This is a genomic window from Pseudomonas sp. Leaf434, assembly GCF_001425545.1.
GTDB lineage: Bacteria > Pseudomonadota > Gammaproteobacteria > Pseudomonadales > Pseudomonadaceae > Aquipseudomonas > Aquipseudomonas siliginis.
On sequence record NZ_LMQZ01000001.1, the window covers coordinates 36130 to 59495 of the forward strand.

Genomic DNA, 23366 nt, shown 5'->3' on the forward strand with positions numbered 1-23366 from the left:
CATCGCGGCGGGTAACGGTGACGTTCTGAGTCAGGTCGCCGCTGGCAATACGCTCGACCACGGCCAAGGTTTCCTGCAACGGACGGGTGATCTGACGGGTGATGATTACCGCCGCAATCACGCCAACCAGCAGCGCCAGCAACGTACTGATCAACTGGAAGGTGCGCGCCTGGGCGCTTTCGGCGTCACGGCGATCAAGCTGGATCTGGTACAGCTGCTCGCTCAGGGCGACGATGGTGGTGCCCTGATCGGTCATTTCCTTACGCGCCTGCACCGCCTCGGTGTTGGCGTTCTTGTACGCCATCAACGCACTGCGATAGCTGGTCAGCGCGGTTTCCAGTTGGCGCAGGGCATCCTGCTGAGTCGCGGCAAATTGCGCGTTCAGCGGTTTGAGGCTGGCGATGGCCGCGTCGATCTGGCCGACGGCTTTCTGCTCGGTCTCGGCGTTGCTGGTCGCGGTGTAACCACGCACTTCATAGCGCGCGAGGATGAACGCTTCCTTCGCTGCAGTAACCGCCTGGAACTGCTCGAAACGCTGATCGCTCAACTCCATCTGCTGCACGCGCTGGCTGATCGATTCGATCAGGTTGTAGGCGTTCTGGGCATTGACGCTCATGGTGTCGCGGGCGCTGTTGCCGGTGCGATAGGCGTTGCGCATTTTGTTCAGCGAGGTCTGGTATTCAGCGATGGTCGCGGCCTGCTGCTTGAGCAGTTTGACGTTCTCCGGACTCTTGAATTTGCTGATCAACGCCTGCTGCTGAGCGGCGAAGCTTTCCAGGGTGGTCTGCACATTCTGCGCGGCGGTTTCGTCGCCGTTGGTCAGCATGTATTGCAGGCGCACCACGCGCAGTTTGGTCAGGCCAGCGTTGAGCTGGGTAATGTCGCTCATCCAGTTGCTGCGGTCGATCAGGCCGCCGAGACTGGTCCAGCCGGTCAGCGCCAGAACGCAGGTCAGGGCCAGCACCAGGCCGAAGCCCAGGCCGAGTTTCATGTTCACGCTGATGTTACCGAACCAGCTATTCATGCAAATCCTCCAGAAACGTTGGGTTTCTTGGTCGTCAGTTAAGCTGGAAGATTGTTGTTCTTTTGAGCCAGCAGGGGTGTTAGCAGGTCTGTATCGGCCGCAAACCCGAGAGCTGAAAGGATTTTTGTCTGACAGATTTCGTGCAACTCAACCCAGGCGCCGCGACCAGCGCTGATCCGGCGCCTCGAACCCCGGATTGACCAGCGCCGTCAGCACATGATCCTGCCAACGCCCGGCGATATTCAGATACGCCTTCGCATACCCCTCGCGCTCAAAACCCAAGCGCTCAAGCAAACGCGCACTGCGCTCATTGCCCGGAATGTAATTGGCCATGATCCGATGCAGATTCTGCACATCGAACATATAACCAATCCCCGCCTCCAGCCCCTCCTGCATCAAACCCAGCCCCTGATGCGCCTCATCGATGTGATAACCCAAATAACACGCCTGAAACGCCCCACGAATAATCCCGCTGAAATTGCACGCACCGATCATCTGCTTACCATCCGGCGACAGCAGCGCGAAATGCATGGCTAACCCGGCTTCGAAAGCACTGGCCTGGATCTCCAAGCGACGGCGGATGTTGGCGGTGGAGAAGTAGTCGGTGGTGCGGATGGGCGACCACGGCGCCAGGTGGCGGAGGTTGCGCTGGTAGAACGCGCTTTCGAGCTCGGCTTGATCGGGAGAGAGGATCGCCAGCGTCAGGCGCGGGCAGGGCAGGGATAACAGCGGCATCGAGCGCTCCTTGGCGAGGGATCTGCAGGCAGAGTCGCGCATATGGTGGGGAGCGGCAAGATATGGAGAAGCCGAGGCGAAAAAAAGCCCGCTAGGAGCGCGGGCGAACCGTAGTTTCTTGAATGAGCGGGGGGATTTTATGGGATTGGTCGGGTGGGCGTGGTGAAGAAAAGTTCATCTCGCTTCTGCCGACCGGGTTGATGTCCCGACAGTCGATCTCCAGCGCACGATGAAAATATCAGCGCCCATACAGCACCGTGTTCATCAACGCATTGACCTGATTTGGCATCGTGTGGATGAACCAGTCGAAAGCAAGACCCGAGGTAAGCAGGTACGCGAGAACCAGCAGGATAGGCATGAAGATGATGTTTTTGCGCAGATTGGCGTACTTGCGGGTTTTTCTGGAAAGCCAAGGTTCGTGAGTACCGTTGTTATTGGCATGTGCACCCGCAACGATGAAGTAGGTTGAAAAAAGCATCATCCGAAGGCTGGTATAGATAAACAGCAGTACGCCTATCAGGTGTAGCAAGAACCAGTGCATGTCCAGCAAGACGAAATATTTTTTTATTCCCGTCAGGCCCTGCTCATTGATGATCTGCTGGCTGTACTGAAAGTTTTGCGGCGCTAGGGTGGGCATAAAAGCTTCGTCGGTGACATACGTCGCGGCCACGCAAAATGCCAAGCAAAACAACAGCGCAACGATCCACTTAATGCCCGCGAAGAAGCCTCGGTAAAGGCTATGCAAGGTGCCGCCAGCCCATAGTGAAATGGTGAATAGCGTGATCCAGGAAAGCAGGTTGAGTATCTCGGCCCGGAAAAACACATAAATCAGCCCGGCAATCACCATCATCATGAAGATGACTGGAGTCATATCCTGGCTTGTGCTGGCGGCGTTCACGCCCAGCGGTGGATTGACCACCGTGTTGAAGGTCAGGTTTACCGAATGGCCCGGCTGATTGGTGGATTGTGGAGAATCGCCTTTCAGTACCCGATCCAGAATGGCTCCCAGAATCAGGCCGAGGATGGTGAAGAACGCCGATATGTAGATATCGACTTCCTTGGATTGGATTGTTTCGATGAAGCTCATGGTTTATTGCCTTCCTTGTGCAGGTTGAGTTTCCACATGCGAACCGGTTTTCTCTGCGAGGCGTCCAGCCAGCCGCGGAATGGTAAGGGGATGGCTGTGGTTTTGCTATCACACAAGCGCAATCGTCTTACAGCCAAATTGGTTTCGTTTAATTGGAGAGTGAGCCGAATCGGTGCCGCCCCAGCGTCCTTTTGTACAACGTCGAACATTCACAGCCACCGGCAGGCTTGAGAATGTGAAGGAAATGGGCGGCCATTCGACTAACCCCAGATGCGACAAAGCCCGCACTGGGCGGGCTTTGTCGTTGAGAGTTGGTGGGTCTTTGTCCTTGGGCTTGGCGGCTTTGATTTTTAGGTCTGAAAGGCGTGTGGCTCGGGCTCCCATGGGTACTCCAACGCTGTTTGTGTATTCCAAAATTTACCAGTCACGGGCTTGGAATACGCCTTGGAATACATTTCAAAATGGATCTGCCTGAAGCGCTGTGGAGCTCAATGGCCCTGAAACCCCCGTATTTACTGGATTTCAGGCACAAAAAAAGACGTCCGTGGACGTCTTTAGATGATTATTTGGTGGAGCCGGGGGGATTTGAACCCCCGTCCGCCAGTACTCCGCTGTCGGTACTACATGCGTAGCCGTGTCTATTAAGTTAACCCTCAGCGACCCGACGGGCAGGGTGCTTTGGGCGAGTTGTGTAAGTTTTAGCCGCTTCGTCCACAACGTACTGCACGGCGATTCTGTTCTATATGACAATCATTTCGGGTTTACAGACATCCCCTGATGATTGCTGGACCCGAAGGTACCAGGAGCATTGTCAGCTGCAATTAAGCAGCGAGAGCAACACCGTATTGGTCGTCATTGGCAACTATAAGTAGTTGCAACAGTGGATTTACGACTTCTGTTACCAAGTCGGCATGCACCTAGAGTTTCGCAACCGGCGTCGAATCCTAAACGGCCCCGAACTCATTGCCCGGTGAATCTGTTCGGGCAACAAGCGTGCACAGTGTACGTCAAAACGCTTGGCAGGCCAACCCGAAGGTTGGCCTGCGGGACATCAGTTACGCGTCGGGTTACGGATCTGCATCTTGCTGATGATGCCGTTGGTAACCTCGATGCATTCCTTGTCGTTGCCGGACGCCTGGGCCGCAGTGGCTTTTTCCTGTGCTTCCTTGATGTTATTCATGGAGCTTTCAGGAAGGGACGGCTGGCTGGTGACGAAATCTTTGATGCTTTGAAGATTCCCGGCGCAGAGGTCTTTGTCCGCCGCGAACACCGGCGAGGCCAGAAGTGCACCAGTGATAAACAATCCAGCAATTGCAGAATGCTTCATGGGTATCTCCTTGAACGATGGGGGCTCGGTGCTGCCGGACGGTTTGGCCGCGATGCCGAGGTCAAGACAAGCGAGGTCAGTATAGGACCTGTCTGGTTGACCGCTTCGCTGCGCAGGAATTCGGTTTTATTTGCAACGAATATCAAAAGGCCAGATCGGTCGGCCAGGTGCCGATGCAGCCGACCTGTAAAAGGTCGGCGCATGAATCATTTTTTGGTGTCACCGGTAGCGTTTTGAATGTCCAGCAGGGTTTGCTGGGTCTCAGCGACACAGTCATCAATCCTGCCTTGGTCCTTGAGTTTGCGGGCTTTGTTGACACTGGCCGATACGCGCGCATTCAGGTCTGTCGACGTCTGGTATTGGGATTTTGCGCTATCGATTCTCTGCAGATTGGCGTCGCACAAATCGGCAGGTTTTTCAGCGGCGAACGAAGTGGACGCCATCATCGAGGCAGTGACAAACAGACCTAACATTACAGAGCGGTTCATGTGTATCTCCTTGAACTGAGGGTTCAGACTTCGCTGACCGTTGAACAGGCCCCGAATGGTCCGGGGCATGTGCAGTGGACTACCGCCTCGCTCAAGGGTTCTGATTTTTTCTTCAGCGGACTTTGGCCTGTGTCACCCGATCCACCAGATAAACCAGCCCGTGGTAGTCGATGCCACCGTGCTGGGTCAGGCCGATTTCGCAGGTGCGGCTGGTGGAAATGCCCTCGCTGCAGTGCTGCACGGCGTCCTTGAGCGTACGCAGCGAATGGCTGTTCAGCTCCGGTGTGGTGAAGCCTTTGTCGCCGGCAAATCCGCAGCAATGTATGCCTTCGGGAATCACCACGGTGTTGCTGCATTTGCGCGTCAGATCGATCAGCGCCTGGCTTTCGCCCAAGTGCTGAGTGCTGCAGGTCACGTGGACGGCAATCGGCGCTTCCTGGGGTGTGAAGTCCAGACGATCCAGCAGATGCGTACGGATGAAGCGCACCGGATCGTACAGATCCAGTCGTGTTTCGCCGATGTCCTGAACCAGGCGCAACGTACACGGGCTGGTGTCGCAATAGATCGGGTCGAGGCCGCCGCGACTGGCGTGGAGCAGTGCGCTGATCAGCTCCTGACGTTTGTGCTCGGCCTGTTCGGCGTAGCCTTTGGAGGCGAACGGCTGGCCGCAGCAGAGGTTGTCCTGATTGTCGGGAAAGACTACCTGGTAACCGGCCTTTTCCAGCAGGCCACGGGTTTTGTCGTACAGCGACATCTGCTCTTTGTCACCCGCCGCCGGGCCCATGACTCGCGAGACGCACGCCGCCAGATAAACCACGCGCGGGCGCTCGTCGGCCACGCTCGGGCTGAAGCGAATGGCTTTTTCCGGTTGTGGCATGGCGTTGGTCCACAACGGCACCTGGCCTTTGGACAGGCGCGTCAGCGTCGCCGACAACTTCGCCAGACGCGGTGCGCCGAGCATCATCCGCGCGCCGTTGGCGACGTGCAGGGTGAAGCGCGCGCCTTGCAGGGTCTTGGCGAAATTTCCTTCGATCCAGTCTGCGGTTTTCTGATGCGTGGCATGTCGGCCACGGAGCTTTTTCACCAGCTCGCCGGTGTTGATGCCTACGGGGCAGCGCTGCGCACACAGGCCGGTCGCGGCGCAGGTGTCGATGCCTTGATAGTCGAAGGCTTTTTCCAGTTCGGTGGTGTCGACGCCGGCGCGCTTTTTCGCCTGGATATCGCGCCAGATGACGATGCGCTGGCGCGGGCTCAGGGTCAGGCCTTTCGATGGGCAGACCGGTTCGCAGAAACCGCACTCGATGCACTTGTCCACAATCTCGTCCGCCGCTGGCAGCGGTTTCAGGTGCTTGAGGTGGATCTGCGGATCTTCGCTGAGCACCACGTCCGGATTGAGAATGCCGTTGGGGTCGAGCAAGCGTTTGAGCTGCCACATCAGTTGATAGGCGTCGCTGCCCCATTCCAGTTCCACGAACGGCGCCATGTTGCGGCCGGTGCCGTGTTCGGCTTTCAGCGAGCCGCCGAATTCCACTGCAACCAGTTGCGCGACGTCGTCCATGAACGCTTGGTAGCGTGCGATTTCTTCCGGGCTGTTGAAGCCTTGGGTGAAGACGAAGTGCAGATTGCCTTCCAGTGCGTGTCCGAAGAGGATCGCTTCGTCGTAGGCATGTTTGTCGAACAGCTCGATCAGGCGATTGACGCCGATGGCCAGTTGTTCGACCGGGAAGGTCACGTCTTCGATGATTACTGTGGTGCCGGTTTTGCGCACGGCGCCGACGGCGGGGAAGGTGTCTTTGCGGATGGCCCAGAGGCGGGCGTTTTCCACCGGGTCTTCAGTGAAGTCGACCTGCTTCTCGACGGGGAAATCGCGCAGGGACGCCATGATTTGCGCCAGTTGTTCTTGCAGCAATGTCGACGAAGCGGCGCGGGATTCGATGAGCAGGGCGCAGGCATTTTCCGACAGCAGCTGTACGAAAGCGGGCATGCCTTTTTTGTCCTGCACCGAGCGCAGACTGCGCCGATCAAGTAACTCCACCGCTGACACTGGTTGGCTTTTCAGCACGGTGACCGCGTTGCAGCAGGTCTCGACATCGGGGAACACGATCAGCGCCGAGGCCTTGTTCGGGTGATCGATGACGGTGTCGTAAGTCACCGCGCTGATGAAGCCGAGCGTGCCTTCGGAGCCGACCAGCAGGTGGCTCAGGATATCCACAGGCTCGTCGAAATCCACCAGGGCGTTGAGCGACAGGCCGGTGGTATTTTTCAGACGGTATTTGTGGCGGATTCTTGCGGCCAGTTCGGTGTTGGCGCGGGTCTCGCGGCCCAATGTCGCCAAGCGTTCGAGCAGGTCGCCGTGGCTGGAGCGAAATGCCGCGACGCTGGCTGGATCTTCGGTATCGAGGCGCGTGCCGTCGGCCAGCACCAGCCGAATTCCGGCCAGGGTGTGATAGGTATTCTGCGCGGTGCCACAGCACATGCCGCTGGCGTTGTTGGCGACGATGCCGCCGATCTTGCAGGCATTGATCGACGCCGGATCCGGGCCGATCTTGCGTCCGAACGGCGCCAGCCAGGCGTTGGCCTGCGCGCCGATCACGCCCGGTTGCAGGCGGATCTGCGTGCCCTGGCCGCGAATCTCGCGGGCATTCCAGTTATCCCCGAGCACGATCAGCACGGAGTCGCTGATCGCCTGCCCGGACAGGCTGGTGCCGGCAGCGCGGAAGGTCACCGGCACCTTGTCGCGCTGGGCCAGTTGCAGCAGCGCCACGACTTCGTCTTCAGACTCGACGCGGATCACCAGTTTCGGGATCAGCCGATAGAAACTGGCGTCGGTGCCGAAGGCTAGGGTCGACAGCGGATCGTCGAAACGCCGGTCTGCTGGAATCAGTTGCTCGGCATCACGCAGGAAAGCAGCAGGAAGACTCATTGATCCTCCAGAATCAGCACGACCAGATCTTTCGGGCCATGCGCGCCATACGCCAGCACCTGTTCAATATCGGCGGTTTTCGACGGGCCGGAGACCAGCAGCGCGTTGGTCGGCATGCCTTGCGCCCATTCGAATTCCCCTTGCACCTGATAGAAGTTGTCGCGGATTTCGCTGGCCTTGAGCAGGGCGAAATGCACAGGCGGCACCAGGCTCATCAGGCGCGGTTCTTCACGGGTTGGCCAGATGATCAGGCTGCCGGTCGCGGCGATGGCACCGAGGGTGCCGGTGAGGCTGGCCGGGGTGTCGTTGAACAGCTCGGCTTTCCACTCTTCCATTGGCCGGTCGTAGGACTTCAGTGCTGGCAGTTCGGGATTGTTCGCCCAGTGCTGTGCGATGCGTTGCCCGTGCAGCGTATTCGGTGCGATCAGCAGGCTCGGCAATTGGCGGTCGCGCAGCAGTTGCGCCAGTAATGCCGGCCACTCGGCACCCGAGGTCAGGTGGATTTCGGTGTGCACCGCTTCCATCAGTTTGCGCAGTTGCGGGATGCGTTGCTCGGCGCTGTAGGTGTAGGGCTGTGTGACCAGATCGACGTCGAAGTTGTCGGCGATTGGCGTGGTGCCGGTCAGACTTTTCCGCAGCTTGCCGAGGATATTTTGCTTGGCGCTCATCGACGCTCTCCCTGTTTAGCCAGATGCTCGCGGGCCATGTCATGCAACGAACGCGCGGCCGGTTTTGGCGCGCTGTGGTTTTGCGTCCATGGGCCGACATTGCTCGGCGTAAGGGCACGCAGGCGCGTGGCGAAAAAAGCGAACAAGCGGTACAGCGTCGGTGAGCTGTTGAGTCTGGCCCAGGCGTTCCAGATGAAACGTTCCTTGCGCGAATACTTGCTGCCTTGGCCGCGCATCACCTGATTCGGTGCGTCCGGGGCTTTGACGTTTTCCTCGCGCAGACGGCGCAGGATGGCGGGGATCGGAATCTTCACCGGGCAGACTTCACCGCAGGCGCCGCACAGTGAGGACGCGCTCGGGTGGTCCGGAACCTTGGCCAGGCCGACCATGTGCGGGGTGATGATTTTGCCGATCGGGCCTGGGTAGACCTCGCCATAGGTGTGGCCGCCGACGCGGGTGTAAACCGGGCAATGATTCATGCAGGCGCCGCAGCGGATGCAATTCAGGGTCTGGCGCAATTCACTGTCGGCGAAAGCCTGGCTGCGACCGTTGTCGAGCAGGACCAGATGCACTTCCTGCGGGCCATCGAGTTCGTGTTCCTTGCGCGGGCCGGAGATCATGTTGACGTAAGTGGTGATCGGAATGCCCAGCGCCGAGCGCGTCAGCAGTGACAGCAGCGGCACCACGTCGCGCAGGTTTTCCACGACTTTTTCGATACCGGTAACGGCGATATGCACCGGCGGCACGGTTGTGGTCATGCGCCCGTTGCCTTCGTTTTCCACCAGCAGCAGAGTGCCGGTTTCGGCGACGGCGAAGTTGACGCCGGAGACGCCGATGTCGGCTTCGAAGAATTTCTGCCGCAGGACCCTGCGACCGATCTGAATGAGTTGGTCAACGTCCTTGGTGTATTCCACGCCAAGTTTGTCGTGGAACAAGGACGCGACCTGACCGGCATTCTTGTGGATCGCCGGCATAATGATGTGTGAAGGCTTCTCGTGGTCGAGCTGGACGATGTACTCCCCCATGTCGGACTCCAGACATTCAATGTCCCGAGCCTCGAGGAAATGGTTCATCTCCATCTCTTCGCTGACCATCGATTTGCCCTTGATCACTTGCCGCGCCTCGTGAGCGCGGATGATCGATAAGACGATGCCATTGGCCTCGTCCACCGTTTCCGCCCAGTGCACTGTCACACCGTTGCGGGTCAGGTTCTGTTCCAGTTGCTCGAGCAGGTCGGGCAACTTGGACAGCGCGCGGGCCTTGATCGAATTGCCCAGTGCGCGCAAGTGTTCTCTTTCGTGGGCATCGCTGAAAGCCGCTGCCCGCTTGGTCATCAGTGAATCCATGGCAGTGCGGAAGTTGTTCCGCAGCTGCTGATCACCCAGGGCGTTGTGTGCCCGGGTGCGGAAATCTTCTTCTACGGCGACCGTAGGAATAATCGTCGAGGTGCTCATTGCGCACCTCCGGTTCGCTGCCAGAGGAAGCTCGCCAGATGTTGCCCGCGCAACGCCTCCTGCTGTTTCTCCAGCGCGCCGTTGATGTTCATCAAACAGCCGCAGTCGGCACTCAGTACCTTGTGGGCGCCGGATTCTTTCAACGCACGGGTCTTGTCAGCCACCATCGCGCCGGAAATGTCTGGCATACGGACGCTGAATGTCCCACCGAAGCCACAGCATTCGCTTTCGTGGTCGTGATTGACCCGCTCCACATTGCTCAACTGCGCCAACAACTCGCGGCCGTGCAGGTGGGTGTTCATTTCGCGGCGTGCCGAACACGAGGTGTGCAGCGCGACTTTCACCGGTTCGCCGCTGTCCTTGAGCTGCACCTTGCAGACGAACAGCAGAAACTCGGCCAGCTCATAAGTGCGAGCCGCAAGGGCCAGCACCTGTTTCAACGTTTCCGGCTCGTCCTTGAACAAGTCGGCGTAATGCTCGCGCAGCATGCCGGCGCATGAACCCGACGGCACTACCACCGGATAATCCCCGGCAAACAGCGCCAGTTGTGAGCGCGCTACCGCCCGCGCCTGCTCGGTGTAACCCGAGGTGTAGGCCGGTTGGCCGCAGCAGCTCTGCCCTTGCGGATACTCGACCCGGATCCCTTCACGCTCCAGCAGATGGATCGCGTCCATCCCGGCTTCGGGGTAGAACAGGTCGACCACACACGTGCCGAACAGGTAGACCCGCGACGGTTTCTCGCCGGGGTATTGCCGAGGTTCGGGCAGTGGCGGTGCCACGCGGGTCGCGTTCGGCACAGCGTTGTAAAAAAGCTCGCTCATCAGGCGTGTCTCCGGGTAGGCCCGGTTATCCGTCTGCTGCGGCTGCCGAATATAAAGCGCATTGCTTTCAGCAGCCTTACAGACCCGGTGGTGAATTGCTGACGCCGGATCACGGGCCGGCGTCGGTTATTTCCATGCTTCTTGTAGTCTTAGTGCACCAGCATGCCGGTGAACCAGTAGGCCTGAGCCAAGGTGATCAAACCGACAATCGTTGCAAAGAATAGGCTGTGCTTGAGGGTGAAGCGGAACAGATCCGATTCCTTGCCGACCAGACCGGTCGCGGCGCAGGCCACGGCGATCGATTGCGGCGAGATCATCTTGCCGGTCACGCCGCCGCTGGTATTGGCCGCCACCAGCAAAGTGTCGTTGACGCCGATCTGGTGGGCGGTGGTCGCTTGCAACGAACTGAACAGGGCGTTCGACGAAGTATCCGAACCGGTGAGGAACACGCCCAGCCAACCGAGGAACGGCGAGAAGAACGGGAACGCCGCGCCAGTACCCGCCAGCACCAGGGCCATTGTCGAGGACATGCCGGAGTAGTTGGTGACGAAGGCGAATGCCAGCACCATGCCGATCGACAGGATCGGCCAGCGCAGTTCGTAGAAGGTCTCTTTCAAAGTGGTCAGACCAGTTTTGAAATTGATCTTCAGTACCAGCATCGAAATCAGCGCGGAGAAGAAAATCGCCGTGCCGGTTGCGGAAATCGGGTCGAGTTTGAACACCGCTGGAATCGCGGTCGGGTTGGCCACGATTGGCGCAGTCTTGATCACCAGTTGATCAAGGTGCGGAATCGCGAAGTTGAACACCCAGCTGTACATCGAACCACCGGCGGCGAACATCGCTTTAAAAGGCTTCAGCGTCCAGATGGTCACCAGCACAGTGAGGATCAGGAACGGCGACCACGCCTTGAAAATTTCCCCGAGGCTGTAGGGCGACGCCACGGTGGTGCGCTTCTGGCCGAAACCGCCGACGCTGGCGCTGACCACCGAAGCGGATACGGCGCCAACGATGTGCTGGCCGGCGGCGCGACGTGGTTGCCAGACCTTGAGGAACAGGGTCAGGGAAATCAGGCTGGCCAGTGCCGAGGTGATGTCCGGCAGTTCCGGGCCGATGAAGTTGGAGGTGAAGTATTGGGTGATGGCGAAACTCAGACCTGCCACCAGCGCGGCCGGCCAGGTTTCGCGCACACCGCGCAGGCCGTCCATCATGAATACCAGCCAGAACGGCACGAACAGCGACAGCAGTGGCAGCTGGCGACCGGTCATGGCGCCGATCTTGAAGGCGTCGATGCCAGTGACCTGGCCCGCCACGATGATCGGAATCCCCAGCGCGCCGAACGCCACCGGAGCGGTGTTGGCGATCAGACACAGGCCGGCGGCGTACAGCGGGTTGAAGCCCAGTCCTACAAGGAGTGCGGCAGTAATCGCTACCGGCGCGCCGAAACCGGCGGCACCTTCCAGAAATGCGCCGAAGCAGAAACCGATCAGCAACACCTGCAAGCGCTGGTCATCGGTGATCGACAGGACCGAGCTGCGGATGACCTCGAACTGACCGCTCTTCACCGTCAGCTTGTAGAGGAACACTGCCGCGACAATGATCCAGGCAATCGGCCACAGACCATAAGCGAAACCATAACCAGCGGCGGCGAACGCCATGTCCACTGGCATCTGGAAGGCGAAAATGGCCACGGCAATCGAAAGCGCGAGGGTGATGCTGCCGGCCACATGGCCTTTGAGACGGAACACCGCCAGGGCGAGAAAGAAGAACACGATGGGAATGACGGCCGCGAGAGCGGAGACGCCAAGACTGCCGAGCGGACTGTAGAGCTGTTGCCAGGTTTGCATGGTGGGGTGGCCCCTAATTGTTGTTGGTCAGGCACTGTGAGCAATCTTGGATAATTGGTAAGACCAATTTACAAGCGCTGTTGGCTAGGGTAAAAGCCTTGGTAGCGGTGTGTCAATTTGCCGCTCTGAAACTTTCGTCGAAGATGCGGTGCAGAGGGCAACTGATCCGCTTTGGCGAAGTGGCGTCTGGCAGGTGTCGGCGGCGCGCGGATAGGCCAGAATAGACACCCCGGCGAGCGGTCGGGATCGTGGAGAAATGAGTTATGGGCTTTGATCAGATACGTCAGCGCCGTTTGTCTGACGATATTGTCGAGCGCCTCGAGGGGATGATCCTTGAGGGCACGCTGAAGTCGGGCGAACGTCTGCCGGCCGAGCGCACGCTGGCCGAACAATTTGGCGTATCACGCCCGTCGTTGCGCGAGGCGATTCAGAAACTCGCGGCCAAAGGCTTGCTGGTCAGTCGCCAGGGCGGCGGCAATTATGTGGTGGAGGGCCTGGGGTCGACGTTCAGCGATCCGCTGCTGCAATTGCTTGAAAGCAATCCCGAAGCGCAACGTGATTTGCTCGAATTCCGGCACACCCTGGAGGCATCGTGTGCCTACTACGCCGCTTTGCGCGCCACCGATGTCGATCGTGAGCGCCTGACCGCTGCGTTCGAAGAGCTGCAGGATTGCTACTCGCGCCATGAAGAAGTCAGCCGGGCGGAAGAAGGCGCGGCAGATGCAAAATTTCATCTGGCGATTGCCGAAGCCAGCCACAACGCGGTGTTGCTGCATACGATTCGCGGACTGTTCGATCTGCTCAAGCGCAACGTCGTGACCAACATCGGCGGCATGTACAAACAGCGCACGGAAACCCGCGACATGCTGATCTCGCAGCACCGGGAATTGTATCTGGCGATTATCGAAGGGCGTGCCGAGCAGGCGAGGGAAGTGTCCAGCCGACATATTCTGTATGTGCAGGAAGTGCTGGAAGAGGTGCGTCAGGAGGTGCAGCGCATGGCTCGGGCGGAGCGGCGCAAGGGGATGTGATCAGGTGTGTTTGTGTTGATGCTGAAATAGCTTTCGCGAGCAGGCTCGCTCCCACCTTTGAAATGCATTCCAAGGTGGGAGCGAGCCTGCTCGCGAATTGGCGCTAAAGGAGGAAGATCAGTCTTCCTTGCCCTTGTTGCGCACCGCACGCTGCAATTCACGACCGGCATCGCGCTCGCGCTCGGTGTCACGCTTGTCGTATTCCTTCTTGCCCTTGCCCAGAGCGATCTCGCACTTGACCATGTGCTTGCTCCAGTACCAGGACAGGCAGACGCAGGCGTAACCCTTCTGCTGCACGGCGGCGGCGAGCTTGTCCAGCTCGCGGCGGTTGAGCAGCAGTTTGCGCGTGCGCACCGGGTCGGCGATGACGTGGGTGCTTGCGGTCATCAACGGCGTGATGTGGCTGCCGAGCAACCATGCTTCGCCGTCCTTGAGCAGCACATAGCTGTCGACCAGCTGCAACTTGCTCGCCCGCAGACTTTTTACTTCCCAGCCGGCCAGGACCAGACCAGCCTCGAACTTGTGCTCGATGAAGTAATCGTGTCGCGCCTTTTTGTTCTGCGCGATGGTCCCTGTTGGGTGTTTCTTCTGTTTAGCCATAGGGGCGGCATTATATGGAGTTGTTCGGCTGTCGGCTACGGTGTTGCTGCGTGCTTGAGCAGGTTGAGTGAATCCCGGACAATGCGGCCTCTTTTTCTAACGCTTGGGCGTGATAAACGATGTCGACAGACAAGGTTTCTGTCCACGGCAGTTGGGCTAGCCGCTGGGTATTCATACTCGCCGCGACCGGTTCGGCCGTGGGACTGGGTAGTATCTGGAAGTTCCCCTACATGGTCGGGGTCTACGGCGGCGGCGCTTTCGTGCTGATGTTCCTGGCGTGCATCGCGCTCATCGGCGTGCCGGTCATGCTCGCGGAAACCCTGATCGGCCGGCGTGCCCGGCAAAGTCCGGCAAATGCTCTGAAGGTGTTGGCGCTGGAGGCGGGGCACTCGGCCAAATGGTCGTGGGGCGCGTTCGCCGGGATGATCACGGCCCTGCTGATCCTGTCTTTCTACAGTGTGGTCGGCGGCTGGTCGCTGGACTACATCGTCGACATGGGTCGTGGCGATTTCCAGGGCGCGACGGCTGATCAGGTCGGCGCCTATTTCGGCAATGTCATCTCCAATCCATGGCGCCTGACACTTTGGCACACGATTTTCATGCTGCTGTCGGCCTTCGTGATCGCCAAAGGCGTGGTCGCCGGGCTTGAGCGTAGCCTGCGGATCATGATGCCGCTGCTGTTCGTGATGATTCTGGTGCTGCTGGGTTACAGCATGACCACCGGGCATTTCATGGAAGGCGTGCATTTCATGTTCGACTTCCACCCGGAAAAAGTCCTCGACGGTCTGCTGCCGGCGATGGGGCACGCGTTCTTCTCGCTGAGCGTCGGCGTCGGTTCGATCATGATCTACGGCGCCTACATGCCGAAGAACACCTCGCTGTCCGGCACGGTGGTCGGTGTCGCGCTGCTGGATACTTTCGTATCGCTGGTCGCCGGTCTGGCACTGTTTCCGATTGTGTTCGCTGCTGGCCTGAACCCAAGCGAAGGTCCGGGACTGATGTTCGTCAGCCTGCCATTTGCTTTTGGTAATGTATTTTTCGGCCAGTTGATGGGCGTGGTGTTCTTCGTGCTGGTCGCGGTGGCTGCCTGGAGTTCGGCGATTTCGCTGCTTGAGCCAATGGTGGCTTACCTGGTTGAACGCACTAAAATCAGCCGCATCTGGGTCACGTTCTGGCTTGCGTTCACCTGCTGGTTCGTTGGTCTCGGAACGGTGTTTTCTTTCAATATCTGGAAGGAAGCCAAGTTTTTCGTGAACGAAGGCGGGGCGTTCAGCCTCTATCAATGGGGTGCGCAGAGCGGTCTCGACTTCTTCGGCGTGATCGATTTCTTCACCTCGCGGATCATGTTGCCCCTCGGTGGCTTGTGTTTCGTGCTGTTCGCGGGATGGGTGATGGGGCGTGAAGCGGTGCGGGATGAATTGTCCATCCGTAACCCGGTTCTGTTTGCTCTGTCCCTGTTCTTGATGCGCTACGTGGCGCCTATCGGCATTCTTGTAGTCTTTGCCGCTCAGCTCTGGAAGTAACGCTTACATGACGACACATATCCAACGATCCGCGCTCCTGCCGTACCCGGCGCAATTTCTCTACGACCTGGTCAACGATGTCGCGCGGTACCCAGAGTTTCTGCCGTGGTGCTCGGAGGCGGAAGTGCTGGAAAGCTCGCCGGAACACATGCGCGCCAGTGTCGGCGTGGCTAAGGGCGGCCTCAGTCAGCATTTCGTCACGCGCAATACGCTGGTGTCGGGGCAGTCGATCGAGATGAATCTTGAGGAAGGCCCGTTCACTCAGTTGCACGGCATCTGGGTATTCAAGGCGCTGAACGAAAAGGCCTGCAAGATCAGTCTGGATCTGTCGTTCGATTATGCCGGGCCGCTGGTGCGCGCAACTCTGGGGCCGTTGTTCAATCAGGCGGCCAATCAGTTGGTGGATGCTTTCTGCCAGCGCGCCAAGCAGATGCATGGTTGAGCCGGTGATCGAGATAGAAGTCGTGTACGCAGCGGTTGATCGGCAGGTTATGCGTGCGATCAGCGTGGCTGAAGGCGTTAGCATTCGGGCTGCGGTGCACGCATCGGGCATCGCGGCCGAGTTTCCTGAGCTGAATCTGGCGCAATGCCCGCTGGGGATTTTTGGCAAGGTCGTGGCTGACGCGGATTCTCGCCCTCTGCAGGCGGGCGACCGGATCGAAATCTATCGACCGCTGCTGGCTGATCCCAAAGAAGTTCGACGTTTGCGTGCGGCCAAGGCTGCCGAGGCCAAAGCACGCAATTCTTGATCAGGCCAAACGGCAGGCAATAAAAAACCCGGAATGTCCGGGTTTTTTATTGCCTCGCCTATTACTGCGGCGAGGTGTCCAGCGGCTCTGGTGTCGGAACCGGTACGGTTTCCACACCATCGACGTCCTTCTGGATCTGATCCAGCAAGGAGCCTGGTTTGGCTGGCTTCTCGGCTTCTGGCTTGTCGGCGTTTTCAGCAGGCGCGGTCACGGTAGTACCGCTGTCCTTGCCGAGAATGGCTTCATCACGGCTCACGCCGGGCATGAAGTCACCGGACAGGCTGACAAGCTGGTCATTGGAGTTGAAGATAACGCTGATTCGTTCCTGCTGGCGTTCACCGCCACCCGGTTGCAGGCTGTACAGATAATCCCAGCGATCGGCATGGAACGTGTCGGCAAGCAGAGGGTTGCCCATGATAAACCGTACTTGCGGCCGGGTCATTCCCGGGCGTAACTGGTCTATCATGTCCTGCGTGACGACATTGCCCTGCTGGATGTCGATTTTGTAAACCCCGGGGAATGAACAACCGGCGAGTGCGAGCAGTCCCACAAAGGTGAAACTGGTTAGCAAGAGCTTGGTGTTTTGCATCGGTGGGCGACTTCCACTATCTTGGCTGGGACAACGTAAACGCCGATCATACCCGCATTAAGAGAAGCTGCGAAGCAGCATCGCGAGAAAGCTGACCATGGTTGAAAATAGCGAACTACGCAAAGCCGGCCTCAAAGTGACCCTGCCACGGGTCAAGATCCTGCAAATGCTCGACTCTACCGAGCAGCGCCACATGAGTGCCGAGGACGTCTACAAGGCGTTGATGGAAGCTGGTGAGGACGTTGGTCTGGCCACGGTTTACCGTGTACTGACCCAGTTCGAAGCGGCCGGCCTCGTGGTCCGCCACAACTTCGACGGCGGCCACGCGGTCTTCGAACTGGCTGACGGTGGCCACCACGACCATATGGTCAACGTGGAATCGGGTGAAGTGATCGAATTCTTCGACGAAGAAATCGAAAAACTTCAGAAATCGATCGTCGAGAAGCATGGCTTCGAGATGGTTGATCACAACCTGGTGCTGTACGTACGCAAGAAAAAGTAAGCATGTCGCGCGAATTTCACATTCGCTAAACGAACGAAGGCGACCCAAGGGTCGCCTTCGTGCTTTCTACTATTTATTACGCCTTGGCGGTCACCACCATTTTTTTCGCGTGAGCCAGGGATTCCTTGGTCAGATCGATGCCGCCGAGCATGCGCGCGACTTCTTCGATGCGCTCGTTCTTTGTCAGCTTCGCGACAGCGGTGTGAGTCGCCTTCTCGTCGCGAACCTTGTGCACGAACAGATGTTGATGCCCTTGCGCCGCCACTTGCGGCAAGTGCGTCACGGTCAGGACCTGGCCGCGATCACCGAGACGGCGCAGTAACTGGCCGACAATCTCGGCAGTCGGACCGCCAATACCTACGTCCACTTCGTCGAACACCAGCGTCGGCACGCGGGAGGTCTGGGCGGTAATGACCTGAATCGCCAGACTGATCCGCGACAGCTCACCACCGGAGGCGACTTTTGCCAGTGCCTTGAGCGGTTGGCCGGGGTTGGCGCTGACCAGCAGTTCGACCTGTTCCAGCCCGTTCGGCAGCAACTCATCGCTGCTGTTGGCTTTCAGTTCGATGGTAAAGCGGCCGCCGGGCATGCCCAGGCGCTGGATTTCCTGCTCCACTGCACTGGCGAGGCTACCGGCAGCTTGATGACGAAGGTCGCTCAGCTCGCGGGCTTTCTCCTGATAGTGGCGGGCGTAGGAGGCCAGTTCTTCGCCCAGGCGCTCGATGGATTCATCGTTGGCGTTGAGGGTTTCGATTTCATCGAGCAGCTTTTGCTGCATCTCGCCGACTTCGGTCGGTTGAATCCGGTGTTTGCGCGCCAGGGTGTAGATCGCGTCGAGGCGCTCTTCCAGGTATTGCAGGCGAGCCGGGTCGGCATCGAAGTTGTCGAGGAAGCGATTGAGCTCGCCGACCGCTTCTTCTACCTGAATCTGTGCGCTGGTCAGCAGGCTGCTGGCTTCACCCAGCGCCCCCACCGAGCTGTTCACACTGGACAGACGATTGAGGCTGGCGGTCAGTGCATTCAGGACATTCCCTGAATCACTTTCACTGCACTGCTCGACCACTTGCCGGCATATGCCCAGCAAGGTTTCGGCGTTGGTCAGGTTCTTGTGTTCCTGCTCCAGTTGCTCCAGTTCATTTTCGCCGAGGCCGAGGTTCTCCAATTCCTCAAGCTGATAGCTGAGCAACTGATGACGTGCGCGTTGTTCGTCGCCGGAGTTGGACAGCCGCTCCAGTTCCTGGCGGGTCTGACGCCAGCGTTGCGCGGCAAGCTGCACCTGACGCGCCAGATCGGTGGCACCGGCGTACTCGTCAAGCAGGCGGCGATGGGTGTCGGTCTTCAGCAGCGACTGATGTTCGTGCTGGCTGTGGATATCGATCAGCAGCTCGCCGAGGGCTTTGAGGTCGCCGAGCGGGCAGGGCGTGCCGTTGATATAACCGCGCGAACGACCTTCCGATGTGATGACCCGGCGCAGGATGCAAGGCCCGTCGTTTTCCAGATCGCGCTCGGCCAGCCAGGCGCTGGCTTCAGGGATATCAGCGAGATCGAAGGTGGCGAGAATGTCGGCTTTATCAGCGCCCGGGCGAACCACGCCGCTGTCGGCGCGATCGCCCAGAGTCAGGCCCAGGGCGTCGAGCATGATCGATTTGCCGGCGCCGGTTTCCCCTGTGATCACGCTCATCCCGCGATCAAGTTCGAGATCGAGATGTTCGACGATGGCGTAGTTGTGTACGGACAGGTGCACCAGCATAAAGGCAGCTCCCAGGCTTGAGGTCTGGTTATTTATACAGTGTTTTGTTCAGGCCTGACAATGCCCGCCCTTAGCTCGATTTGCTTGATCAGAGAGTTTTCTTAGCGCATTCAAGAATGACTATTCAGCACTTTTTTGTAAGGACAATCGATTGCAGCCCTTGAAGCCTGATTTTGCGGCCCCATATATCGGGGCAGAAGCGCGAGTCAGGCTCGCGGACGAAATTGAAAGGAGAATTCTATGGCTGACGAACAGACAGTAGATACGCAAAACCCAGATGCCAATCAGGCGCCCGAAGGTTCGGGTGACGACCTGGCGACCCGTGTGCAAGTGCTCGAAGAGCAATTGGCCGCCGCGCAGGATCAGTCTCTGCGTGTTGCTGCCGATCTGCAGAACGTTCGCCGCCGTGCCGAGCAGGACGTCGAGAAGGCGCACAAGTTTGCCCTGGAAAAATTCGCCAGCGACCTGCTGCCGATCGTCGACAGCCTGGAGCGCGGCCTCGAGCTGTCGAGCCCGGACGACGAAAGCATCCGCCCGATGCGCGAAGGCATCGAGCTGACCCTGAAAATGTTCCACGACACCCTCAAGCGCTACCAGCTTGAAGCGATCGATCCGCATGGCGAACCGTTCAACGCCGTTCACCATCAGGCGATGGCCATGCAGGAAAGTGCCGACGTCGAGCCGAATAGCGTGTTGAAGGTTTTCCAGAAGGGCTACCAGCTCAATGGTCGCCTGCTGCGCCCGGCGATGGTCGTGGTCAGCAAGGCGCCGGCACCGGTTTCGCCTTCGATTGACGAGCAGGCTTGAAATTAGCCGCAAGGCCCCCATTTAGAAGTCAAGCGTTTAAGTGCTACCGCAGTCAGCCACCACTGCTGCGGCAACAAAATCCAAAGTTTCGGGAGAGTGAACATGGGCAAAATTATCGGTATCGACCTGGGGACTACCAACTCCTGCGTCTCCGTGCTTGAAAACGGCAAAGCCAAAGTTATTGAAAACGCTGAAGGCGCGCGTACCACGCCGTCGATCATCGCTTACGCCAACGATGGCGAAATTCTGGTAGGTCAGTCGGCCAAGCGTCAGGCTGTAACCAACCCGCACAACACCCTGTACGCGGTAAAGCGTCTGATCGGTCGTCGTTTTGACGAAGAAGTTGTGCAGAAAGACATCCAGATGGTCCCTTACAAGATCGTCAAGGCTGACAACAACGACGCCTGGGTAGAAGTGAACGGCCAGAAAATGGCACCGCCACAGATCTCGGCTGAAATTCTGAAGAAGATGAAGAAGACCGCCGAAGACTACCTCGGCGAGGCAGTGACCGAAGCGGTGATCACCGTTCCGGCCTACTTCAACGACAGCCAGCGTCAAGCCACCAAAGACGCCGGCCGCATCGCTGGTCTGGACGTAAAACGCATCATCAACGAACCAACCGCAGCCGCTCTGGCTTACGGTATGGACAAGGCCAAGGGCGATCACACCGTGATCGTTTATGACCTGGGTGGCGGTACTTTCGACGTTTCCGTAATCGAAATCGCTGAAGTTGACGGTGAGCACCAGTTCGAAGTGTTGGCCACCAACGGTGACACCTTCCTCGGCGGTGAAGACTTCGACATTCGTCTGATCGACTACCTCGTTGACGAATTCAAGAAAGAAAGCGGCATGAACCTCAAAGGTGACCCGCTGGCCATGCAGCGCCTGAAAGAAGCCGCTGAGAAAGCCAAGATCGAGCTGTCGTCCGCTCAGTCGACCGACGTCAACCTGCCGTACATCACTGCAGATGCGACCGGTCCTAAGCACCTGAACGTGAAAATCTCCCGTGCCAAGCTCGAAGCACTGGTTGAAGACCTGGTTCAGCGCACCATCGAACCTTGCCGCATTGCCATGAAAGACGCCGGTATCGACGTCAGCGCGATCAACGACGTGATTCTGGTCGGTGGTCAGACTCGTATGCCGCTGGTACAGAAGCTGGTTACCGATTTCTTCGGTAAAGAAGCGCGTAAAGACGTCAACCCGGACGAGGCCGTTGCCATGGGTGCTGCGATTCAGGGCGCTGTTCTGGCCGGTGACGTTAAAGACGTGCTGCTGCTCGACGTCAGCCCGCTGACCCTGGGTATCGAAACCATGGGTGGCGTGATGACCGCGCTGATCGAGAAAAACACCACGATTCCTACCAAGAAATCGCAAGTGTTCTCGACTGCCGACGACAACCAGGGTGCTGTGACCATTCACGTTCTGCAGGGCGAGCGCAAGCAAGCTGCACAGAACAAATCGCTGGGCAAGTTCGACCTGGCCGACATTCCACCAGCTCCACGTGGCGTGCCGCAGATCGAAGTGACCTTCGACATCGACGCCAACGGCATCCTGCACGTCGGCGCGAAAGACAAGGCTACCGGCAAGACCCAGTCGATCGTGATCAAGGCCAACTCCGGTCTGTCCGACGAAGAAATCGAGCGCATGGTGCGTGACGCCGAGGCGAATGCCGAGGAAGACCGCAAGTTCGAAGAGCTGGCCGCTGCCCGTAACCAGGGTGACGCACTGGTGCACTCGACTCGCAAGATGATCGCTGACGCGGGCGACAAGGTCACCGCTGAAGAGAAGACTGCAATCGAAGCTGCAGTGGTTGCGCTGGAAGCCGCCGTCAAAGGCGACGACAAGGCTGCCATCGAAGCCAAGGTTGAAGAGCTGTCGAAAGTCTCCGCTCCGGTTGCTCAGAAGATGTACGCCGAACAGGCTCAGCCAGCTGATGGCGCGGCCCCGCAAGGCGAATCGGCTGAGAAGGCTGACGACGTTGTCGACGCCGAGTTCGAAGAAGTCAAAGACCACAAGTAAGTTGTTGGTCGCCCGGTTGACTGCCTTGCGGCGGTGACTGGTAGGATGTCGCCGCGCGGGAGCTTGCCTCCCGCGTTGGCGTATCTGGAATACGCGAATTTTTACAGCATGCGACACCGTTCGGATGTTGGCGGTATGGCCGGGAATGCTCCTGCTTTTCGCGCCGCAGATACCGCATCAATCAAGACCAGGATCGTTGAATTGACGTGAGTTGGGTCCGGGCCTTAATGGGGGCTCAACGAGTTTGGCGAGGCTCAGGAGGGGTTTGCCGAACGTCCTTAAGAGTGCAAAGAACTTATGGCAAAGCGTGACTATTACGAAGTATTGGGTGTCGAGCGGGGCACGAGCGAAGCGGACCTGAAGAAGGCCTATCGCCGCCTGGCCATGAAGCACCACCCCGACCGTAATCCCGGCGACAAAGCTTCGGAAGAAGCATTCAAAGAGGCCAACGAGGCCTATGAAGTGTTGTCCGACGCCAGCAAGCGCGCGGCATACGATCAGTACGGTCATGCCGGCGTTGATCCGAGCATGGGCGGCGGCGGTGCCGGTTTCGGTGGCCAGAACTTTTCGGACATCTTCGGCGATGTCTTCAGTGATTTCTTCGGCGGTGGTCGCGGCGGTGCCCGTGGCGGCGCTCAGCGTGGCAGCGATCTGCGCTACACCCTGGAGCTGAATCTGGAAGAAGCGGTGCGCGGCACGTCGGTGAATATCCGCGTTCCGACACTGGTCAACTGCAAGCCGTGCGATGGTTCGGGGGCCAAGAAAGGCTCGTCGCCGACGACGTGCCCGACCTGCGGCGGCATCGGCCAGGTGCGCATGCAGCAGGGCTTCTTCTCGGTGCAGCAGACCTGCCCGCGCTGCCATGGCCAGGGCAAGATCATTTCCGATCCGTGCGACTCCTGCCACGGCGACGGTCGTGTCGAAGAGTACAAAACCCTGTCGGTCAAAGTGCCTGCCGGTGTTGATACTGGCGACCGCATTCGTCTGTCCGGCGAAGGCGAGGCGGGTACTCAGGGCGGGCCGACTGGCGACCTGTACGTTGTGATCAATGTGCGCGAACACGACATCTTCCAGCGTGACGGCAAGCATCTGTTCTGCGAAGTGCCGATCAGCTTCGTCGACGCTGCATTGGGCGGCGAGTTGGAGATTCCAACCCTCGACGGTCGCGTCAAGCTGAAAATCCCCGAAGGCACGCAGACCGGCAAGCAGTTCCGCGTACGCGGCAAAGGCGTTGCGCCAGTGCGTGGCGGCGGTGCCGGCGACCTGATGTGCCGTGTCGCTGTGGAAACGCCGGTCAACCTCAACCGTCGTCAGCGTGAACTGCTGGAAGAATTCCGCAGCTCCCTGGCCGACGACAACAGCCACTCGCCGAAAACCACCGGTTGGTTCGACGGTGTGAAGCGTTTCTTCGGCGATTTGTAAGGA

General features: G+C 58.8%; 21 protein-coding genes, 1 other RNA gene and 1 pseudogene. 8 read left to right on the plus strand and 15 right to left on the minus strand.

What is annotated here, in order from left to right; translation table 11 throughout:
• Positions 1–10: 10 nt before the first annotated feature.
• From ASG55_RS27565 to ASG55_RS00180, 12 genes and pseudogenes are all read right to left on the minus strand, one after another.
• A pseudogene (locus tag ASG55_RS27565) lies at positions 11–889 on the minus strand (methyl-accepting chemotaxis protein); the annotation flags it as partial.
• Positions 890–1171: 282 nt separating this feature from the next.
• On the minus strand, positions 1172–1759 hold the full coding sequence (locus tag ASG55_RS00140) for a GNAT family N-acetyltransferase (RefSeq protein ID WP_056782846.1): 588 nt from the start codon (positions 1757–1759) through the stop codon (positions 1172–1174).
• Positions 1760–1997: 238 nt separating this feature from the next.
• Complete coding sequence (locus ASG55_RS00145) at positions 1998–2846, minus strand: hypothetical protein (RefSeq protein ID WP_056782848.1); 849 nt, start codon at positions 2844–2846, stop codon at positions 1998–2000.
• Positions 2843–3055, minus strand: coding sequence for a hypothetical protein (locus ASG55_RS26695; RefSeq protein ID WP_156388155.1), 213 nt, complete (start codon positions 3053–3055; stop codon positions 2843–2845). Before ASG55_RS26695 ends, ASG55_RS00145 begins: the two co-directional genes overlap by 4 nt.
• A gap of 358 nt (positions 3056–3413) precedes the next feature.
• Positions 3414–3802, minus strand: a transfer-messenger RNA (tmRNA) gene (ssrA, locus tag ASG55_RS26045).
• A gap of 95 nt (positions 3803–3897) precedes the next feature.
• A complete protein-coding gene (locus ASG55_RS00150) occupies positions 3898–4173 on the minus strand; it encodes a hypothetical protein (RefSeq protein ID WP_016771781.1) in 276 nt (91 codons plus the stop codon).
• Between the two features lie 206 nt (positions 4174–4379).
• Complete coding sequence (locus tag ASG55_RS00155; RefSeq protein WP_056782851.1) at positions 4380–4661, minus strand: hypothetical protein; 282 nt, start codon at positions 4659–4661, stop codon at positions 4380–4382.
• 112 nt (positions 4662–4773) lie between these two features.
• A complete protein-coding gene (locus ASG55_RS00160; protein WP_056782852.1) occupies positions 4774–7584 on the minus strand; it encodes an FAD-binding and (Fe-S)-binding domain-containing protein in 2811 nt (936 codons plus the stop codon).
• Positions 7581–8252 carry a LutC/YkgG family protein gene (locus ASG55_RS00165; RefSeq protein WP_056782854.1) on the minus strand — a complete coding sequence of 224 codons (672 nt, stop codon included), beginning with the start codon at positions 8250–8252 and terminating at the stop codon, positions 7581–7583. The genes ASG55_RS00160 and ASG55_RS00165 overlap by 4 nt, the downstream gene beginning before the upstream one ends.
• Positions 8249–9706: a LutB/LldF family L-lactate oxidation iron-sulfur protein gene (locus ASG55_RS00170; RefSeq protein WP_041477924.1), complete on the minus strand. Its 1458-nt coding sequence runs from the start codon at positions 9704–9706 to the stop codon at positions 8249–8251. Before ASG55_RS00170 ends, ASG55_RS00165 begins: the two co-directional genes overlap by 4 nt.
• Positions 9703–10527, minus strand: a complete 825-nt coding sequence (locus ASG55_RS00175) for a (Fe-S)-binding protein (protein ID WP_056782857.1) — start codon at positions 10525–10527, stop codon at positions 9703–9705. Before ASG55_RS00175 ends, ASG55_RS00170 begins: the two co-directional genes overlap by 4 nt.
• Positions 10528–10676: 149 nt before the next feature.
• Positions 10677–12371, minus strand: a complete 1695-nt coding sequence (locus tag ASG55_RS00180; protein ID WP_016771776.1) for a lactate permease LctP family transporter — start codon at positions 12369–12371, stop codon at positions 10677–10679.
• Positions 12372–12634: 263 nt separating this feature from the next.
• Between ASG55_RS00180 and ASG55_RS00185 the strand changes: the two genes are divergently transcribed.
• Positions 12635–13402 (plus strand): FCD domain-containing protein, encoded by a 768-nt coding sequence (locus tag ASG55_RS00185; protein WP_016771775.1) that lies wholly within the window; start codon positions 12635–12637, stop codon positions 13400–13402.
• A 117-nt stretch (positions 13403–13519) separates the two neighbouring features.
• On the opposite strand, the gene smpB is transcribed toward ASG55_RS00185, so the two are convergent.
• Complete coding sequence (smpB, locus tag ASG55_RS00190; protein ID WP_007953781.1) at positions 13520–14002, minus strand: SsrA-binding protein SmpB; 483 nt, start codon at positions 14000–14002, stop codon at positions 13520–13522.
• Between the two features lie 119 nt (positions 14003–14121).
• On the opposite strand from smpB, the gene ASG55_RS00195 reads away from it, so the two are divergent.
• Genes ASG55_RS00195 through ASG55_RS00205 form a run of 3 tightly spaced genes read left to right on the plus strand, consistent with a single transcriptional unit; the run spans position 14122 to position 16274 of the window.
• Positions 14122–15525: a sodium-dependent transporter gene (locus tag ASG55_RS00195; RefSeq protein ID WP_016771774.1), complete on the plus strand. Its 1404-nt coding sequence runs from the start codon at positions 14122–14124 to the stop codon at positions 15523–15525.
• Positions 15526–15532: 7 nt separating this feature from the next.
• The gene (locus tag ASG55_RS00200) at positions 15533–15967 is read left to right on the plus strand and encodes a type II toxin-antitoxin system RatA family toxin (protein ID WP_056782859.1); all 435 of its coding nucleotides are present in this window, start codon (positions 15533–15535) and stop codon (positions 15965–15967) included.
• On the plus strand, positions 15960–16274 hold the full coding sequence (locus tag ASG55_RS00205; protein WP_056782861.1) for an RnfH family protein: 315 nt from the start codon (positions 15960–15962) through the stop codon (positions 16272–16274). Before ASG55_RS00200 ends, ASG55_RS00205 begins: the two co-directional genes overlap by 8 nt.
• A gap of 61 nt (positions 16275–16335) precedes the next feature.
• Here the strand turns inward: ASG55_RS00205 and ASG55_RS00210 are convergent, their stop codons facing one another.
• Positions 16336–16863 (minus strand): outer membrane protein assembly factor BamE, encoded by a 528-nt coding sequence (locus ASG55_RS00210; RefSeq protein ID WP_016771771.1) that lies wholly within the window; start codon positions 16861–16863, stop codon positions 16336–16338.
• A 97-nt stretch (positions 16864–16960) separates the two neighbouring features.
• On the opposite strand from ASG55_RS00210, the gene fur reads away from it, so the two are divergent.
• A complete protein-coding gene (fur, locus tag ASG55_RS00215) occupies positions 16961–17365 on the plus strand; it encodes a ferric iron uptake transcriptional regulator (protein WP_016771770.1) in 405 nt (134 codons plus the stop codon).
• Positions 17366–17441: 76 nt separating this feature from the next.
• Here fur and recN read toward each other — a convergent pair whose 3' ends face one another.
• Positions 17442–19115: a DNA repair protein RecN gene (recN, locus tag ASG55_RS00220; protein ID WP_016771769.1), complete on the minus strand. Its 1674-nt coding sequence runs from the start codon at positions 19113–19115 to the stop codon at positions 17442–17444.
• A 240-nt stretch (positions 19116–19355) separates the two neighbouring features.
• Between recN and grpE the strand changes: the two genes are divergently transcribed.
• From grpE to dnaJ, 3 genes are all read left to right on the plus strand, one after another.
• Positions 19356–19922 carry a nucleotide exchange factor GrpE gene (gene grpE / locus ASG55_RS00225; protein ID WP_039759570.1) on the plus strand — a complete coding sequence of 189 codons (567 nt, stop codon included), beginning with the start codon at positions 19356–19358 and terminating at the stop codon, positions 19920–19922.
• 102 nt (positions 19923–20024) lie between these two features.
• Positions 20025–21941, plus strand: coding sequence for a molecular chaperone DnaK (gene dnaK, locus ASG55_RS00230; protein ID WP_042608859.1), 1917 nt, complete (start codon positions 20025–20027; stop codon positions 21939–21941).
• Between the two features lie 297 nt (positions 21942–22238).
• Positions 22239–23363, plus strand: a complete 1125-nt coding sequence (dnaJ, locus tag ASG55_RS00235; RefSeq protein ID WP_016771767.1) for a molecular chaperone DnaJ — start codon at positions 22239–22241, stop codon at positions 23361–23363.
• The last annotated feature ends 3 nt before the right edge of the window (positions 23364–23366 follow it).

Excerpts from the sequence above, each read along its gene's own strand:
- ASG55_RS00195 (WP_016771774.1), top strand. The coding sequence starts at position 14,122 with ATGTCGACAGACAAGGTTTCTGTCCACGGCAGTTGGGCTAGCCGCTGG.
- ASG55_RS00205 (WP_056782861.1), top strand. The coding sequence starts at position 15,960 with ATGGTTGAGCCGGTGATCGAGATAGAAGTCGTGTACGCAGCGGTTGAT.
- ASG55_RS00140 (WP_056782846.1), bottom strand. The coding sequence starts at position 1,759 with ATGCCGCTGTTATCCCTGCCCTGCCCGCGCCTGACGCTGGCGATCCTC.
- dnaJ (WP_016771767.1), top strand. The coding sequence starts at position 22,239 with ATGGCAAAGCGTGACTATTACGAAGTATTGGGTGTCGAGCGGGGCACG.
- recN (WP_016771769.1), bottom strand. The coding sequence starts at position 19,115 with ATGCTGGTGCACCTGTCCGTACACAACTACGCCATCGTCGAACATCTC.
- ASG55_RS00170 (WP_041477924.1), bottom strand. The coding sequence starts at position 9,706 with ATGAGCACCTCGACGATTATTCCTACGGTCGCCGTAGAAGAAGATTTC.
- ASG55_RS00155 (WP_056782851.1), bottom strand. The coding sequence starts at position 4,661 with ATGAACCGCTCTGTAATGTTAGGTCTGTTTGTCACTGCCTCGATGATG.
- ASG55_RS26695 (WP_156388155.1), bottom strand. The coding sequence starts at position 3,055 with ATGTTCGACGTTGTACAAAAGGACGCTGGGGCGGCACCGATTCGGCTC.
- ASG55_RS00185 (WP_016771775.1), top strand. The coding sequence starts at position 12,635 with ATGGGCTTTGATCAGATACGTCAGCGCCGTTTGTCTGACGATATTGTC.
- smpB (WP_007953781.1), bottom strand. The coding sequence starts at position 14,002 with ATGGCTAAACAGAAGAAACACCCAACAGGGACCATCGCGCAGAACAAA.
- dnaK (WP_042608859.1), top strand. The coding sequence starts at position 20,025 with ATGGGCAAAATTATCGGTATCGACCTGGGGACTACCAACTCCTGCGTC.
- ASG55_RS00150 (WP_016771781.1), bottom strand. The coding sequence starts at position 4,173 with ATGAAGCATTCTGCAATTGCTGGATTGTTTATCACTGGTGCACTTCTG.
- grpE (WP_039759570.1), top strand. The coding sequence starts at position 19,356 with ATGGCTGACGAACAGACAGTAGATACGCAAAACCCAGATGCCAATCAG.
- ASG55_RS00165 (WP_056782854.1), bottom strand. The coding sequence starts at position 8,252 with ATGAGCGCCAAGCAAAATATCCTCGGCAAGCTGCGGAAAAGTCTGACC.
- ASG55_RS00145 (WP_056782848.1), bottom strand. The coding sequence starts at position 2,846 with ATGAGCTTCATCGAAACAATCCAATCCAAGGAAGTCGATATCTACATA.
- ASG55_RS00210 (WP_016771771.1), bottom strand. The coding sequence starts at position 16,863 with ATGCAAAACACCAAGCTCTTGCTAACCAGTTTCACCTTTGTGGGACTG.
- ASG55_RS00175 (WP_056782857.1), bottom strand. The coding sequence starts at position 10,527 with ATGAGCGAGCTTTTTTACAACGCTGTGCCGAACGCGACCCGCGTGGCA.
- ASG55_RS00160 (WP_056782852.1), bottom strand. The coding sequence starts at position 7,584 with ATGAGTCTTCCTGCTGCTTTCCTGCGTGATGCCGAGCAACTGATTCCA.
- ASG55_RS00200 (WP_056782859.1), top strand. The coding sequence starts at position 15,533 with ATGACGACACATATCCAACGATCCGCGCTCCTGCCGTACCCGGCGCAA.
- fur (WP_016771770.1), top strand. The coding sequence starts at position 16,961 with ATGGTTGAAAATAGCGAACTACGCAAAGCCGGCCTCAAAGTGACCCTG.
- ASG55_RS00180 (WP_016771776.1), bottom strand. The coding sequence starts at position 12,371 with ATGCAAACCTGGCAACAGCTCTACAGTCCGCTCGGCAGTCTTGGCGTC.